At 62.6% G+C, this 14,097-nt stretch carries 12 protein-coding genes; 2 read left to right on the top strand and 10 right to left on the bottom strand.

What is annotated here, in order from left to right:
- Nucleotides 1-2 precede the first annotated feature (2 nt).
- The 8 genes from O3301_RS27680 to O3301_RS27715 form a co-directional block, all read right to left on the bottom strand.
- Nucleotides 3-1,814 carry a methyl-accepting chemotaxis protein gene (locus O3301_RS27680; protein WP_289912213.1) on the bottom strand — a complete coding sequence of 604 codons (1,812 nt, stop codon included), beginning with the start codon at nucleotides 1,812-1,814 and terminating at the stop codon, nucleotides 3-5.
- A gap of 187 nt (nucleotides 1,815-2,001) precedes the next feature.
- Complete coding sequence (locus O3301_RS27685; RefSeq protein ID WP_034759383.1) at nucleotides 2,002-3,237, bottom strand: argininosuccinate synthase; 1,236 nt, start codon at nucleotides 3,235-3,237, stop codon at nucleotides 2,002-2,004.
- 69 nt (nucleotides 3,238-3,306) lie between these two features.
- The gene (gene argF, locus O3301_RS27690) at nucleotides 3,307-4,227 is read right to left on the bottom strand and encodes an ornithine carbamoyltransferase (RefSeq protein WP_077401165.1); all 921 of its coding nucleotides are present in this window, start codon (nucleotides 4,225-4,227) and stop codon (nucleotides 3,307-3,309) included.
- A gap of 285 nt (nucleotides 4,228-4,512) precedes the next feature.
- Nucleotides 4,513-7,368 carry an ATP-binding protein gene (locus O3301_RS27695; protein ID WP_305058056.1) on the bottom strand — a complete coding sequence of 952 codons (2,856 nt, stop codon included), beginning with the start codon at nucleotides 7,366-7,368 and terminating at the stop codon, nucleotides 4,513-4,515.
- A gap of 173 nt (nucleotides 7,369-7,541) precedes the next feature.
- Entirely contained in the window at nucleotides 7,542-7,991 is a 450-nt protein-coding gene (locus tag O3301_RS27700; protein WP_305058057.1) for a hypothetical protein, read from the bottom strand.
- A 266-nt stretch (nucleotides 7,992-8,257) separates the two neighbouring features.
- Nucleotides 8,258-9,163, bottom strand: a complete 906-nt coding sequence (gene rsgA / locus O3301_RS27705; protein WP_099665016.1) for a ribosome small subunit-dependent GTPase A — start codon at nucleotides 9,161-9,163, stop codon at nucleotides 8,258-8,260.
- Entirely contained in the window at nucleotides 9,160-9,525 is a 366-nt protein-coding gene (locus tag O3301_RS27710) for a 4a-hydroxytetrahydrobiopterin dehydratase (RefSeq protein WP_305058058.1), read from the bottom strand. Before O3301_RS27710 ends, rsgA begins: the two co-directional genes overlap by 4 nt.
- Nucleotides 9,522-10,802, bottom strand: coding sequence for a M48 family metallopeptidase (locus O3301_RS27715; protein WP_289907387.1), 1,281 nt, complete (start codon nucleotides 10,800-10,802; stop codon nucleotides 9,522-9,524). Before O3301_RS27715 ends, O3301_RS27710 begins: the two co-directional genes overlap by 4 nt.
- Before the next feature lie 56 nt (nucleotides 10,803-10,858).
- Between O3301_RS27715 and orn the strand changes: the two genes are divergently transcribed.
- Nucleotides 10,859-11,455 (top strand): oligoribonuclease, encoded by a 597-nt coding sequence (gene orn, locus O3301_RS27720; protein WP_180278604.1) that lies wholly within the window; start codon nucleotides 10,859-10,861, stop codon nucleotides 11,453-11,455.
- On the opposite strand, the gene O3301_RS27725 is transcribed toward orn, so the two are convergent.
- Both O3301_RS27725 and gcvA read right to left on the bottom strand, forming a co-directional pair.
- A complete protein-coding gene (locus O3301_RS27725; RefSeq protein WP_305058059.1) occupies nucleotides 11,450-11,797 on the bottom strand; it encodes a hypothetical protein in 348 nt (115 codons plus the stop codon). The genes orn and O3301_RS27725 overlap by 6 nt on opposite strands.
- Nucleotides 11,794-12,738 (bottom strand): transcriptional regulator GcvA, encoded by a 945-nt coding sequence (gene gcvA, locus O3301_RS27730; protein WP_289899339.1) that lies wholly within the window; start codon nucleotides 12,736-12,738, stop codon nucleotides 11,794-11,796. The genes O3301_RS27725 and gcvA overlap by 4 nt, the downstream gene beginning before the upstream one ends.
- Before the next feature lie 317 nt (nucleotides 12,739-13,055).
- On the opposite strand from gcvA, the gene O3301_RS27735 reads away from it, so the two are divergent.
- Complete coding sequence (locus O3301_RS27735) at nucleotides 13,056-13,955, top strand: DMT family transporter (protein ID WP_099665011.1); 900 nt, start codon at nucleotides 13,056-13,058, stop codon at nucleotides 13,953-13,955.
- The last annotated feature ends 142 nt before the right edge of the window (nucleotides 13,956-14,097 follow it).

Genomic DNA, 14,097 nt, shown 5'->3' on the forward strand with positions numbered 1-14,097 from the left:
GATCAGATGGTGACGGCGAAGGTCGACACACTCGACTGCAGGTCGCCCGCCGCATATTGCAGCTGGTGCACCGCTTCGCTGGTGGCCTTCAGCGACTCCACCGTCTGTTGCGTGGCGTCGTTGAGCTGCATCATGGTGTCGGAAATTTGCGACGCGCCGATCGCCTGCGACTGCATGCCTTGCAGCACGGCATCGAATTGCGGCGTGAGTTTTTGCACCTGGTCCATCACGGACGACAATTGTTCCGCCACTTGGCGTACCTCGCCCACGCTGCGGCGAATTTCTTCCGAGAATTTATCCATGCCCATCACGCTGGCGGACACGGCCGACTGCATTTCCTTGAGCATTTGCTCGATATCCCAGGTGGAGACGGACGTCTGGTCGGCCAGGCGGCGGATTTCCGTCGCCACGACGGAAAAGCCGCGGCCCGCTTCGCCCGCTTTTTCCGCCTCGATGGCGGCGTTCAGCGACAGGATGTTGGTCTGGTCGGCTACTTTCGTGATGGTGATCAGTACGCTATTGATATTGCTGGCTTTTTCCGACAGGGCCGCCAGCTTGGCGTTGATGGAATCGGTGGCCGAGACCATGTGCTGCATGGTCGAATCCATGCGCTTGAGGTTGTTTTGCGCTTCGGCCGTGGCATTCGTCGTGTAGTCGGCCACGGCGGTGGCGTCTTCCATGGTTTTCAGCAACTGGCTCGTGTTGGCCGAGATTTCCTTGGTGGTGCTGAGAATTTCCACGCTGGTTTGCGCTTGCTCAATACCCGTGGCTTCCTGCTGGCGCGCCGAGGCGGCGATTTCCGTGGCGGAGGTCGTCACCTGGATGCCGGCCTTTTGCACATTGTTGAGCAGGCTGCGCAGGTTTTCAAACATCTTCGCCAGGCCGTTGCCCAGCTGGCCGATGGCGTCGTTGCCCGTGATGCCGACCTTGCCCGTCAGGTCGCCCGAGGCCGCCTTCGACACCACTTCCAGCAGGGAATCGACCTTGGCGCGCAGGCTATTCGTGGCGGCCAGTTCATTGGCCTGGTTGTCCTGGATGGTTTGCGCCATGCGGTTGAACTCTTCCGTCACCTTGCCCAGCTCGTCGCGCGAAATGATGGCGGCGCGTGCGCCTTGCTCGCCGCCGGCGATGCGCCCGACGGCGTCCGTCAGGCTGTTCAGCGGGCCGAGGATGGCCTTGGCCAGGATGAAGGAAATGCCCAGCGCCAGCACCACGCACAGCACGCCGCCCAGCGCCAAGGTCAGCAGCATGGTTTCCTGCAGGCGACTTGACGTGGCCGTGCGCTCGGCCAGCAAGCGGTTTTCTTCGGCGGCGGCTTCGTCGAGCAGTTTGTTGGCTTGCACGATGCCGGGCGAGCCGGCCGGCGGAAGCAGGCGCGCCACCGTTTCCGTGGCGCCCGGCGCATTGCCCAGCGCGCGGCGTTTCTCGATCAGGGGGGTGATCCACTCCTTGACCCAGGTGCTGCTCAGCTGGTCGATCTTGCGGAAGCGTTCCGATTGCACCTTGTTGTCCACCGTCATGCTGATGGCTTTTTGCGTGTGCTGGCTCAGCACCCCTGTTTCATCGGTTTCCGGCGTCAGCGAAGCTTCGTTGCCGGTCAGGATGAAACCGCGCGCTTCCACCTGGATTTGCAGGATGGAATTGTGAATCTTGTCGATCTCGACCAGCACTTCCATCGTGTGCCGGTCCCATGCATTGGCTTCCGACAGCCGCGAAAAGCTGTTGTAGGCCACGCCCAGCAGGATCAGGATGATGGCCACGATGGAGCCGAAGCCCAGGTACAGTTTATTCTTGATACTCAGGTCTTTGAACATGGGAGGGCTCCGGAAGCGGGAAGGTCAGCACAATTGCACTGTAGCATTTTGCCATGAGGACAGCAAAATGGGGGCGATCTGGGTACGCGCGGGGCGGTAAATCGCTGCCGAGTGCGTTTCAAACGTAAAAAAGCCGCCCGGAGGCGGCTTTTGGCGGGCGCGGGAGGTAGTGCCTCCCAGTAACTAATTACTTCTGGCCGCGCTTTTCGCGGGCGATGGCGGCGATGCGCATGCGCAAGGCGTTCAGCTTGATGAAGCCGCCGGCGTCGGCCTGGTTGTAGGCGCCGCCGTCTTCGTCGAAGGTGGCGATGTTCATGTCGAACAGCGAATCCGTTTTCGAATCGCGCGACACGACGATGACATTGCCCTTGTACAGCTTGATGCGTACCCAGCCGTTCACGGTTTCCTGCGTGTGGTCGATCAGGGTTTGCAGGGCAACGCGCTCGGGCGCCCACCAGTAGCCGTTGTAGATCATCGACGCGTAGCGCGGCATCAGGTCATCTTTCAGATGGGCAACTTCGCGGTCCAGGGTGATCGATTCGATGGCGCGGTGGGCTTTCAGCATGATAGTGCCGCCCGGGGTTTCATAGCAGCCGCGCGACTTCATGCCGACGTAGCGGTTTTCCACCAGGTCCAGGCGTCCCACGCCATGCTTGCCGCCAACTTTGTTCAGTTCGGCCAGCACGGTGGCAGGCGACATGCGCACGCCGTTGATGGCGACGATATCGCCTTTTTCGTATTCGATGTCCAGGTATTCCGCTTCGTCCGGCGCCTTTTCAGGGCTGACGGTCCAGCGCCACATGGTTTCTTCCGCTTCGGCGCTCGGGTTTTCCAGGTGGCGGCCTTCAAAGCTGATGTGCAGCAAGTTGGCATCCATCGAGTACGGCGCGCCGCCGTTCTTGTGCTTCATGTCGATTTCGATGCCGGCGTCTTCCGCGTACTTCAGCAGTTTTTCGCGCGACAGCAGATCCCATTCGCGCCATGGGGCGATGATTTTCACGCCTGGCTTCAGCGCGTAGGCGCCCAGCTCGAAACGCACCTGGTCGTTGCCCTTGCCGGTCGCGCCGTGCGAGATGGCGTCGGCGCCGGTGGCGTTGGCGATTTCGATCAGGCGCTTGGCGATCAGCGGACGGGCGATCGAGGTGCCCAGCAGGTATTCGCCTTCATACACGGTGTTGGCGCGGAACATCGGGAAGACGAAATCGCGCACGAATTCTTCGCGGACATCTTCGATATGGATGTTTTCCGGCTTGATGCCGAACTTGATGGCCTTGGCACGCGCCGGTTCCAGTTCTTCGCCCTGGCCCAGGTCGGCCGTGAAGGTGACGATTTCGCACTGGTAGTTATCTTGCAGCCATTTCAGGATGACGGAGGTGTCGAGTCCGCCGGAATAGGCCAGGACTACTTTTTTAATGTCGCTCATATTGCTTCCAGTTGTCGTTGTCGATGTATGTATTGCGATGCTGCCAGGAGCTATGCAGTGCCTGGCGAATTAGTTGATTTTACCGAGTAACAGGTATTCGATCAGCGCTTTTTGCACGTGCAAGCGGTTTTCCGCCTCGTCCCACACCACCGATTGCGGGCCGTCGATCACTTCGGCAGCCACTTCCTCGCCGCGGTGGGCGGGCAGGCAGTGCATGAACAGGGCGTCGGGCGCGGCGCGGGCCATCTTCGCGCCATCGACGATCCAGCCGTCGAAGGCGGCGATGCGGGCCGCGTTTTCCGCTTCGTAACCCATGCTGGTCCACACGTCCGTGTTGACCAGGTGCGCGCCTTCGCAGGCGTCCGATGGATTGGCGAAGAAGGTGTAGCGCTCGGTCTTGACTTGCGCCAGGTCAATGTCGTAACCCTTCGGCGTCGACACGTTCACATGGAAGCCGAACACTTCGGCCGCTTGCAGCCACGAGTACAGCATGTTGTTGGCGTCGCCGATCCAGGCGACCACCTTGCCGGCGATCGAGCCGCGGTGTTCGATGTAGGTGAAGATGTCGGCAAAGACCTGGCACGGGTGGTGTTCATTGGTCAGGCCATTGATCACGGGCACGCGCGAATTGGCGGCGAAGCGCTCGATGATTTCCTGGCCGAACGTGCGCACCATGATGATGTCGCACATGCGCGACATGACCTGGCCCGCGTCTTCCACCGGCTCGCCGCGGCCCAGCTGGGAATCGCGCGTGTTCAGGTAGATGGCGGCGCCGCCCAGCTGGTGCATGCCCGCTTCGAACGACAGGCGCGTGCGGGTCGAGTTCTTTTCAAAGACCATCACCAGGGTGCGGTCGATCAGTGGATGGTAGATTTCGTAGTTCTTGAACTTGCGCTTGATCAGATGGGCGCGTTCGATCACATATTCGTACTCTTCCAACGTGAAATCGGAGAACTGGAGGTAGTGCTTGATCGGTTTTTTTGTCGACATAATGACCACTTGAAGATGCGCAGGCCGCCGGCGGCGTGCCTTTCCCGCCGGGTTGCATCAGCGTACAACATCTCGTCTGATGACTGCCTCGCCCGGCGCGCTGCTGTGTTGATCGGTGCCAGCGCGACGCCTGTCGCGCGGTACGATGCGGTTTGCCAAGTTGAAAATAATGCAATGGCAAGTACTTCAGCCGTTCAATTATAAGGGTTTTGCTTTTAGATTGGAAAGACTGCCCGGGCGCGTACTTGTATAGGCAAGCCTGCGCCCGGGCAACGGGGTGGTGGATTAATAGATGCTGGCGGGCGCGGCGCCGTCCAGCTGGGGCGCCACCAGCGGCAAGTCCAGCGTGAAGCGCGTGCCGGTGGGGCTGCTGGCCACCTGGATGGTGCCGCCCAGCAGGGCCGTGACGATGTTGTAGCTGATCGACAAACCCAGGCCGCTGCCGCCCTGGCCCAGCTTGGTAGTAAAGAAGGGGTCGAAGATGCGCGACAAATGCTGCTCCGCGATGCCGCCGCCATTGTCTTCGAAGACGATCCGCACGCGCGCCGCGTCCGCCGTGGCGGACAGGCGCATGCAGCCCGTGCCGACGCCGCCATCGTTGGGTGCGGGGGCGAAGGCGTGCAGCAGGGCATTGTTGATCAGATTGGTGACCACCTGGCCGAACGGGCCGGGATAGCTGTCCATGGCGATGCCGAAGGCTATCTCCATTTCGATGCGGTGGCCCGAACTGCGGATGCGGTTCATGACGGTGGCGATGATTTCATTGCTGACTTGTTGCAAGTCAAAGCGGCGCCGCTGCTCGGTGGTGCGGTCGACGGCCACCTGCTTGAAGCTGTTGACCAGGTCGGCCGCGCTGCGCAGGCCGCGCATCACCAGCGCCGACGCCTTGCCCGCATCGTCGATGAAGGCGGCCAGGTCCGAGCGGCGCAGGCCGGGACCGTTCATCAGGCGTTCCACGTCTTCCGTCTTTTGCTGCATGGTGCTGGCGATCAACAGACTGTTGCCGATCGGGGTATTCAGTTCATGCGCCACGCCGGCCATCAGCGAACCGAGGGCGGCCAGTTTTTCCTGCGATACCAGTTGCGCCTGGGCATCTTGCAATTGCCGGTAGGCGCTGGCGTTGTCGAGCGCGATGGCGCCATACGCGCACAGGGTGCGGAAGATCAGCCGCTCGCGTTCGCCGTATGCGTTGGCGTGGCAGGCCTGCACCGTCATCACGCCGAGCACGCGTTCGCCCACCATCAGCGGCACGTACAGCACGCTCTGGTTATGCAGGGTGCCGGGCACGGTGTAGGCGTGGCGGCGCGGCGGCACCTGGTCGATATACACTTCGCGTCGGCCCAGCAGGCAGCGCACGGAGTAGGCGCGTGGATTGCTCAGTGGAATGGCGTTGTCGGACAGGGGCCGGCCCGCCTCCATGCCATGTGCGCGGCGCAGCGCCGTGCCTGCGGCGTCGAGCATGTAGACGGCGAAGGTGTTAACTGGCAGCAAGGCATGCACGTGGCGGTCGAGCACCTGGAACACGGCGCTGGCGTCGAGGTGGGTGGTGATTTCCTGGCCGATGGCCGACAGCCGTTCCAGGGTGTCGCTGGTCTGTTGCAGCACTTCGGCGCGGCGCGCTTCGGAAGCGGCCAGTTCGCGGTGGTGATAGCCTTCCGAGCGCGCATGTTCCGTCTGGTGGTAGACCTGCATGGCGGTGGCGCGGTTGCTCGCTTGCTGGGTGTGGCTTTTTTCGCGCGCCATGCCCGCATCGAGGGCGATATCGTAGGCGCGTGCATAGTCGCCCGCATGCGCGTATTCGCGCGCCAGTGCATCGAGCAGTTCGCCGGGCGGCGAATAGCCGTCGATGGAAGCTGCCACCTGCAGCGCCTGGTGCAGGAAATGCAGGGCGGGATTGCGTTCCAGCATGTCCGCGGGCGGCGGCAACTCATGGCGCGCATGCAACATCGACAAGACGCGCAGCGCCGCCACCTGGTGCATGGCGTCGCCCTGCGCGGTGGCCAGCTGGCAAGCCCGCTCGGCCGCCTGCAGCGCTTCGTCCGGGCGGTCCAGGTAGGACAGCGCGTGGGCGCTGCCGCGCTGCGCCATGCTACGGAAATCGGCCTGGCCCAGCGCTTCGGCGCGTTGCGCCAGCCGGCTGAAGGCGTCGAGCGCCGTGTCGTAGTCGCCCTTGTCCAGGCTCAGTTCGCCCAGGTGGAACAGGGCGTTGGCATAGGTGCGCGCGCCAGCCACGGGCGCCAGGATGAGCAGCGCCTGGCGCAGCAAGTCTTCGGCGGCGGCCAGGCGGCCCAGCTTGCGCATGGTTTCGGCCGTATGCGTCTGGCAAGCGCCGATGCTGCGCGGCCAGCCGGTGGGGCGCGCCAAGTCCAGCGCGCACTGCATCCACTCCAGGGCCGATTCGTTGTCGTTGAGGCTGGCGAAACAGTCGCCGATATTGATGGCGGCCGTGATGGCGCCGCGCAGCTGGCCGCTTTCCAGCGCCGCCTCGTAGCTTTGCATGTAGTGGCCGGCGGCCGCGCCCAGGTCGCGCGAGGTGTGCGCCAGCAAGCCGCGGAAGTCATGCACCCAGGCGGCCAGCGGCGCGGGCAGCTTGCCGCTGGCGCTGTCGGCCTGGAAATGGCTGCCCCAGCGCGCCTGTGCGGCTGGCGCATCGCGCAGCACGGCCCAGCGCGCCGTGGCCGCGTCGGCCAGGCTGGCGCGCATCGCATCGCCGGCGCCGCGCGCTTGTTCGGCCGCGGCCAGCAGTTCCGCATCGCAGCGGGCATGGTCGCCCCGGTCGACGGCAATCGAGGACAACAGCCAGTGGGCGTCGGCGCAGGCGGCGCCGTCGCCATGCGCGCACAGGATAGCGTGCGCGGCCATGGCCAGGCTTTCCGCCGTATCGAGCGCACCTTGCAGCCATGCAACCTCTGCCTGCACCAGTTGCAGACGCGCCTGCGCCTGTTCCAGTGCGGCCGGTTCCAGGCCCGCCAGCGGCAGCAGCAGATAAGCTTCCTCGCTCAGCTGAGTTGCTCGAAGGCAATCGCGCTGGCGCAAATGCCAGGACAGCAACAACAGCAGCGGTACGCGCCCGGCGCCGCGCAACGGCAGCAATGCGTTTTCCCACTGCGCTACGTCATGTTCGAGCGCGAACATTTCCATTCAAGCATTCTCCCCGCAAACAGTGGCGCCAACCTGCGACCGCACAGGCCATCTTGATGGCATTGTAAGCTGCATTGCGGGGAATTGTTCAGTGCGCCAGTCAGAATTATTCATCGTGCATGGCGGCACAGGCGGGGGCGATTTGCCCTCGGCGTTCGATGGGGGGCAGGCGCCTAGCGCGACACCACGCGGATGCCGCCGTTGCTGGCGCTGCGCATGTCTGCGCTCACATGCAAGCCGGGCAGGAGCTGGGCGTCATCGATCGTCACATGCCCGCGCTCGCCATCGTTGCTGAAGACGAAGGTCGCGCCCTTTTTGCTGACAAACTGGCCGGGACCGGTGGGATAGATTTGCACGCTGGCCTTTTTCTGCCATTCGCGGTCATCGATCAGGCGGCCAAAGAAATGGTTTTCCTGCTGGTGGATTTCCAGGCGTTGCCCGTTTGACAGGCGGTATTGCTGTTCGATGGCAAAGGCTTCCTGGGCCGTGACGTGATAGGCGGCGCCGGAGGTGACGCGCACGCTGTCGGTGCTTTGCGGGGCAATGGCCGTCTGGGCCTGGGCGGTGCCGCCGGCCAGGGCGAAGAGGGCGGCGAGAAGGGGGAGGACGCGTTTGGTGTGCATGACATTCACCTTCGATCAGGATGGCTGGTTTGATTGGAGTTAGATCGTGTGGTCGCTGGCAGGTTTCCAGCAGGGACTGGTGTCAAGTTAACAAACGCGGCCTTCCATCGCCAGCGGCAGGCGATGGAAGGCCGCTTTTACGCGCTGAAATGCATAAAACGGCGGATGAACAGTTTTGGGATTAAACGTGGAAAGCGAACTCGGCGGCAAAATTAAATTTTGCCAGCCTAAGTTTTCTGTCGCTATTTTTGCGTTGCGGCGGGCGTTTAATACAGCGTTTGCGCCGATTCATGCAGCAGCTGGCCGTACAGGGTATGGCGCATCTTGGCGATCTTGCCTTCAGACAAGGCTTGCAGGATGGCGCATTGCGGCTCGATCAGGTGGCGGCAGTTATAGAACTTGCAGCCGCCCAGGTAGGGCTGGAATTCGCGGAAGGCCCGCTCCAGCATGCCCTCGGACAAGTGGTACAGGCCGAATTCCTGGAAGCCGGGCGAATCGATGATGGAACTGTTTGCGCCCAGTTCGTCGAGCTTGTACAGGCGCGTAAAGGTCGTCGTGTGCTTGCCTGTGTCGAGCGCGGCCGAGATTTCGCGCACGGCGATGTCCGCGTCCGGCACCAGCAGGTTGATCAATGACGACTTGCCCATGCCCGACTGGCCGATGAGGATCGACGACTGCCCCGCCAGCAGGGGCGCCAGGGTGGCCACTGCGTGCTCCGGTTCGGCGCGCGCCGACACTTCATCGACGGGATAGCCCATCGAGGAATACGGCAGCAGGCGTTCGCGGGCGCGCTCCAGCGAGGCGGTCACGTCCGTCTTGTTGAGGATGATGCGCGCCTCGATGCCGGCCGCGTCGGCCGCCACCAGCGAGCGCGAGATCAGGTCGTCGGCAAAGCCCGGTTCCGTCGCCACGACGATGAACAGCTGCGTCAGGTTGGCGGCCAGCAACTTCGATTTGTACTGGTCCGAGCGGTACAGCAGGGTCTTGCGTTCCTCGATGCGGTCGATGACGGCCTGGTCGTTGGAGGTGCGCGTCAGGTGCACGATGTCGCCCACGGCCACATTGGTTTTCTTGCCGCGCGTTACGCATTGCAGCTTGGCGCCGTCTACGTCGGCCAGGTAGTGGCGGCCGTGGGCGGCGATGATGATGCCCGTCAACTTGCCTTCGCTCATGGGGCCACCTGGCTGCTCTGGTAGATGAGGTCGGCCTTGGCGGCGCAGATGAAGTCGTTTTCGGACAGGCCGCCGGCGCCCTGGTTGACCGAGTGCGTGTCGTAGCGCACGGCGCAGGTTTTGTAAGTAATGATGAGCTCCGGATGGTGGTCTTGCGTATGGGTCATATAGGCCAGGGCGTTCACGAACGCCAGGGTCTGGTAGTAATTCTTGAAGCCGAAGTCGCGGCACAGCTTGCCATTTTGCAAGCTCCATTGCGGCAGCAGGGCGTGCAGGGTGGCAATGTCCGTGTCGCCCAGCGCCTGCTGGCGCGGCGCGCAGGACAGTTGGGCCAGGTCTTGCGAAGTCGATGGCGTATTCATGTCGTAGCCCCTTTCAGGTGGCGGATGCGCACGCTGGCCGGCGGGTGGCTGTCGTAGAAGGCCGAGTGCAGCGGGTCGGGCGTCAGGGTTGACGCATTGTCTTCATACATTTTCACGAGCGCCGAGACCAGGTCGTCCGCCTGCGTGTGCGTGGCGGCAAAGGCGTCCGCTTCGAATTCATGCTTGCGCGAGCTGAGCGAGGTCAACGGTCCCAGCAGGAAAGTAAAGACGGGCAAGGCCAGCATGAACAGCAGCAGCGCCAGCGCATCCGTCGGCTGGCCCGTCAGGGCCAGGGCGACGGGGTCGACGCCCAGGCCCGCGTAAAACCATGGCTGCGTCTTCAGGAAGCCCAGCAGCGCCAAAAAGCCCAGCGAAATGACGAACATCATGGCGATGCGCTTGACGATGTGCTTGAGCTTGAAGTGGCCCAGTTCATGCGCCAGCACGGCTTCGATTTCCTGCGGCGCCAGGCGCGACAGCAAGGTGTCGAAGAAAACGATGCGCTTATTGGCGCCAAAGCCCGAGAAATACGCATTGCCGTGGGCGCTGCGCTTCGAGCCATCCATGACGAACAAGCCTTTCGAGGCGAAGCCCACGCGCTGCATCAAGCCTTCGATGCGGCTTTTCAGCGCTTCGTCGGCCAGCGGCGTGAATTTGTTGAACAGGGGGGCGATGACGGTCGGAAACAGCACCATCATCAGCAGCTGGAAGCCGCTCCAGACGAACCACGCGTACAGCCACCACAGGCCGCCCGACTTGGCCATCAGGGTCAGCACGACCCAGATCAGCGGCAGGCCGATGACGGCGCCCAGGCCCACGCCCTTGAGCATGTCCGTGAAGAACAGCTTGCGCGCCATGGTGTTGAAGCCGAAACGTTGTTCCAGCACAAACTGGCGGTAATAATCGAAGGGCAGGTCGATCAGGCCGGAAATGGCGGCAAAGGCGGCGATCAGGCCGATCTGGTACAGCATGGGCGAGCCAGAGCCCATCCATTCATTCAGGTGCAGCGCCAGCCATTGCAGGCCGCCCAGCAAGGTAAAACCGATCAGCACAGCATAGTTGACCAGCAGGGTCAGCAAGCCGAACTTGGTCTTCGCCACCGTGTAGTCGGCCGCCTTCTGGTGCGCGGCCAGCGGGATCTTTTCCGCAAATTCCGGCGGAACAAAGGCGCGGTGGGCCAGCACGTGGCGAATCTGCCGCGAAGCGAGCCAGAAGCGCACGGCCAGGGTCAAAACGAGGACGGATACAAACAAAATCGAAAACGCGAGTGAATACATTCTGTGCCTGTGAGAAAATGGCTGATTATTTAGTTTGATTAGGCCAAGAGAGAATTATGTCACAAGCGACCGACTTAACTGCATCCACCCCCGCACCGATTGTTCCGGCACGTCCCAATGAGATGAATCTGGTCTGGGTCGACATGGAAATGACGGGCCTGGAGCCCGATACCGACCGCATCATCGAGGTGGCGGTGGTGGTGACGGACATGCACTTGAACCTGCTGGCCGAAGGCCCCGTGTTTGTGATTCATCAATCGGATGAAACCCTGAACAAGATGGATGCCTGGAACAAGGGCACGCACGGCCGCTCGGGCCTGATCGACAAGGTCAAGGCGTCGACCGTGACGGAAGCGCAGGCGGAAGCGGAATTGATCGCGTTCCTGAAGAAATACGTGCCAGCTGGCAAGTCGCCCATGTGCGGCAACACCATCGGCCAGGACCGCCGCTTCATGGTGCGCGGCATGCCGAAGCTGGAAGCGTTCTTCCACTATCGCAATGTTGACGTATCGACATTGAAGGAGCTGTGCAAGCGCTGGAAGCCGGAAATCGCCACCGGTTTCAAGAAGCACCAGAAGCACACGGCACTGGCCGATATCCTCGAGTCGATCGAAGAGCTGAAGTATTACCGCGAAAATTTCATCAAGTTATAACTTTTCGCATGTTCCAAAGGCGAGGGCGGACCAAGCGCCATCCTCGCCTTGCCATTCCAGCGCAAACGGTCCCGTTTGCCGCAAGCCCGTGATCCACACGGTCTCGCCAGGTTCGCGGAAATATGCCGTGCACTGGCCGAACGGTTGCTCCAGCCGGCACAGCACCAATCCTTCTCCCGCCACGGCGCACCATTGCTCATTGATGTCGATCAAGGCCACGGCCGGGTCGCCATAGAACTCGCCCAGGCTGGCTTGCCGGCCGTCGGCCGCCGTCACCTTGGCGTGTTCATATTCATGCTGGACAATAAATCGGGCGCTGCGCGCCAGTTCCGTGTTTGTCATGCGCTCTCCACGGTGGGCCAGACGGTTTCCTGGTCGGCGCGCGCCTCGGCGATCAGCCATTCGCAGAAGGCGTGCACGAGGGGCCGCGTTTCCGCCTGGGGCGAGCGCAGCAAGTAATAGCAGTGGGGGCCGCGCACGGCGTGCTCGAACACGCGCACCAGGCGGCCCGAGCGCAAATCGTCGCCGATCAGGGGGCTGGCGGCGATGGCCACGCCCTGGCCGCTGGCGGCCGCGTCCAGGCATAGATACGTGTGCGAAAAGCGCGCGCCGCTGTTGCCGCTATTGCCGCTGTAATGCACGCCGCAGCTGTGCAGCCAGCGCGTCCAGTCGATTTCGCCGGGCAGGTGCACTTCCGGTTCGTCGTGCAGCAGCGGGTAGCGCAGCAGGTCGGCGGGCTGGCGCAGGCTGGCCGCGTTGGCGCGGAAATCGGGGCTGCAGACGGCGGAAAACCATTCTTCCATCAATAAATCGACTTTCAGGCCCGGATAGCGGCCCGGACCCAGGCGGATGGCCACGTCCACGCCATCGCGCGCCAGGTCGACCGGGTGCATCGAGGCCAGCACGCGCAGTTCGATCTGCGGATAGCGGTCGCGCAGGCGGCCCAGGCGCGGCATCAGCCAGCGCGAGACGAGCGAACTGGTGGCCGTCACCGTCACCACCTTGTCGTCGCCCTGGCGCCGCGCCTGCTCGGAGACGTCGGCCAGCTGGTTGAGGATCGGCCCCAGCGAAGCCGCATAGCGCTGCCCGGCGCTGGTGAGCACCACGCCGCGCGGCATGCGCTGGAACAGCACGATGCCGAGCCACGCTTCCAGCTGTTTTACGTGGTGGCCGATGGCGCCGGCCGAGACGTGCAATTCTTCGCCTGCGCGCTGGAAGCCTTCATGGCGGGCAGCCGCCTCGAAGGCGTGCAGGGCGGCGAGCGGGGGCAAGGGACGTGACATGGCACTCTTCAAGTGAATTGAGCCTCAGTAATATTCGGCCTATCCGTGAAGAATATTGGTTTGTTTCATTTTGCGCAAGCGAATATGATGCCGTCTATGCGTGAAGTGACCCGCAATAGGATTCACGCATGTATTTCACGCACGCATCACCTTCCAGCCTTGCTTGGCATTAATATTTACAACGCCTGGGAAAACCGTCGCGAGCGGCAGTGATTTGTGGCTGAGAAGCGCAACCGTACTTCAGTACGGTGAGCATCGCAGGCCGCAAAGCGCGACGCGCAGCAGGTTTGCCCTGGCGTACTCAAAGAGGTTTCGTCATGTCTGATCGCCGCGCTGTTGCGCTGGTGTTGCTGTCGGCTGCCGGTTTCGGCAGTTCCGCAGTGTTTGCCAAGGCGGCGTATGCGTCCGGGGTCAACCCGTCGACCATGCTGGCCTTGCGTTTCGTTATCGCCGCCATGCTGTTGCTGCCGCTCGTGTGGCTGGGTGGCTGGCGCTTGCCGCGCGGCCGCCTGCTGGCCGGCTACATGCTGATGGGCTTGATGTACACGGCCCAGTCGCAAGGCTATTTCAATGCCCTCATGTATGCCAGCAGCGGCCTGTGCGGCATGTTGCTGTATGTGTATCCCGTGCTGGTGACGATCCTGGCGCTGGCGCTGGGCTGGGAAAAGCTGGACCGCCGCATGCTGGTGCTGATGGCGCTGGCGATTGCCGGCATGGCCATCACCCTGGGCGGCAAGCTGCAGGGCCAGCCCATCGGCATCGCCCTGGCCTTGATGGCAGCCGGCGTGTACGCCGTGTACATTCTGTTTGGCAACAGCCTGTCGAAAAGCCGCGAGAATATTCACCCATTGGCCGCTTGCGTGGTGATCCTGGGCACGGCAGGTCTGTCGAACAGCGCGATTGCCTTGTGGCAAGGCGTGTCCTTGCCGGGCACGGCGACGGGCTGGCTGGCCGTCAGCGCCATCGCCCTGTTCTCGACGGCCATCGCGATTGCCGCCTTCTTTGCCGGCGTGGCGCAAATCGGCGCGGCCAAGGCATCCATCATTTCCACGTTCGAACCCGTCATCACGATGGCGTTCGGCGTGACCTTGCTGAAGGAATCCGTCAGCGGCACGCAATTGCTGGGCGGCGCCATGGTGCTGGCCGCCGTGGTATTGCTGGCACAGCGCCCGGCGGCGAAACCGGCATCCATGCCGGCGGTACAGGCCAGCGCCTGAGTTCAACGCTGACATTTTCTCAACACTGATCAGTCGTATCGATCGGTCTCCTTTGCGCTGCGACGGGTTTCCTGTCGCGGCGCTTTTTTTTGCGCGTATTTTTTTTCACATAAATAAGCCTTGATTGCGAATGATTCTCATT

The sequence above is a fragment of the Janthinobacterium sp. SUN211 genome (assembly GCF_030587315.1).
GTDB lineage: Bacteria > Pseudomonadota > Gammaproteobacteria > Burkholderiales > Burkholderiaceae_D > Janthinobacterium > Janthinobacterium kumbetense.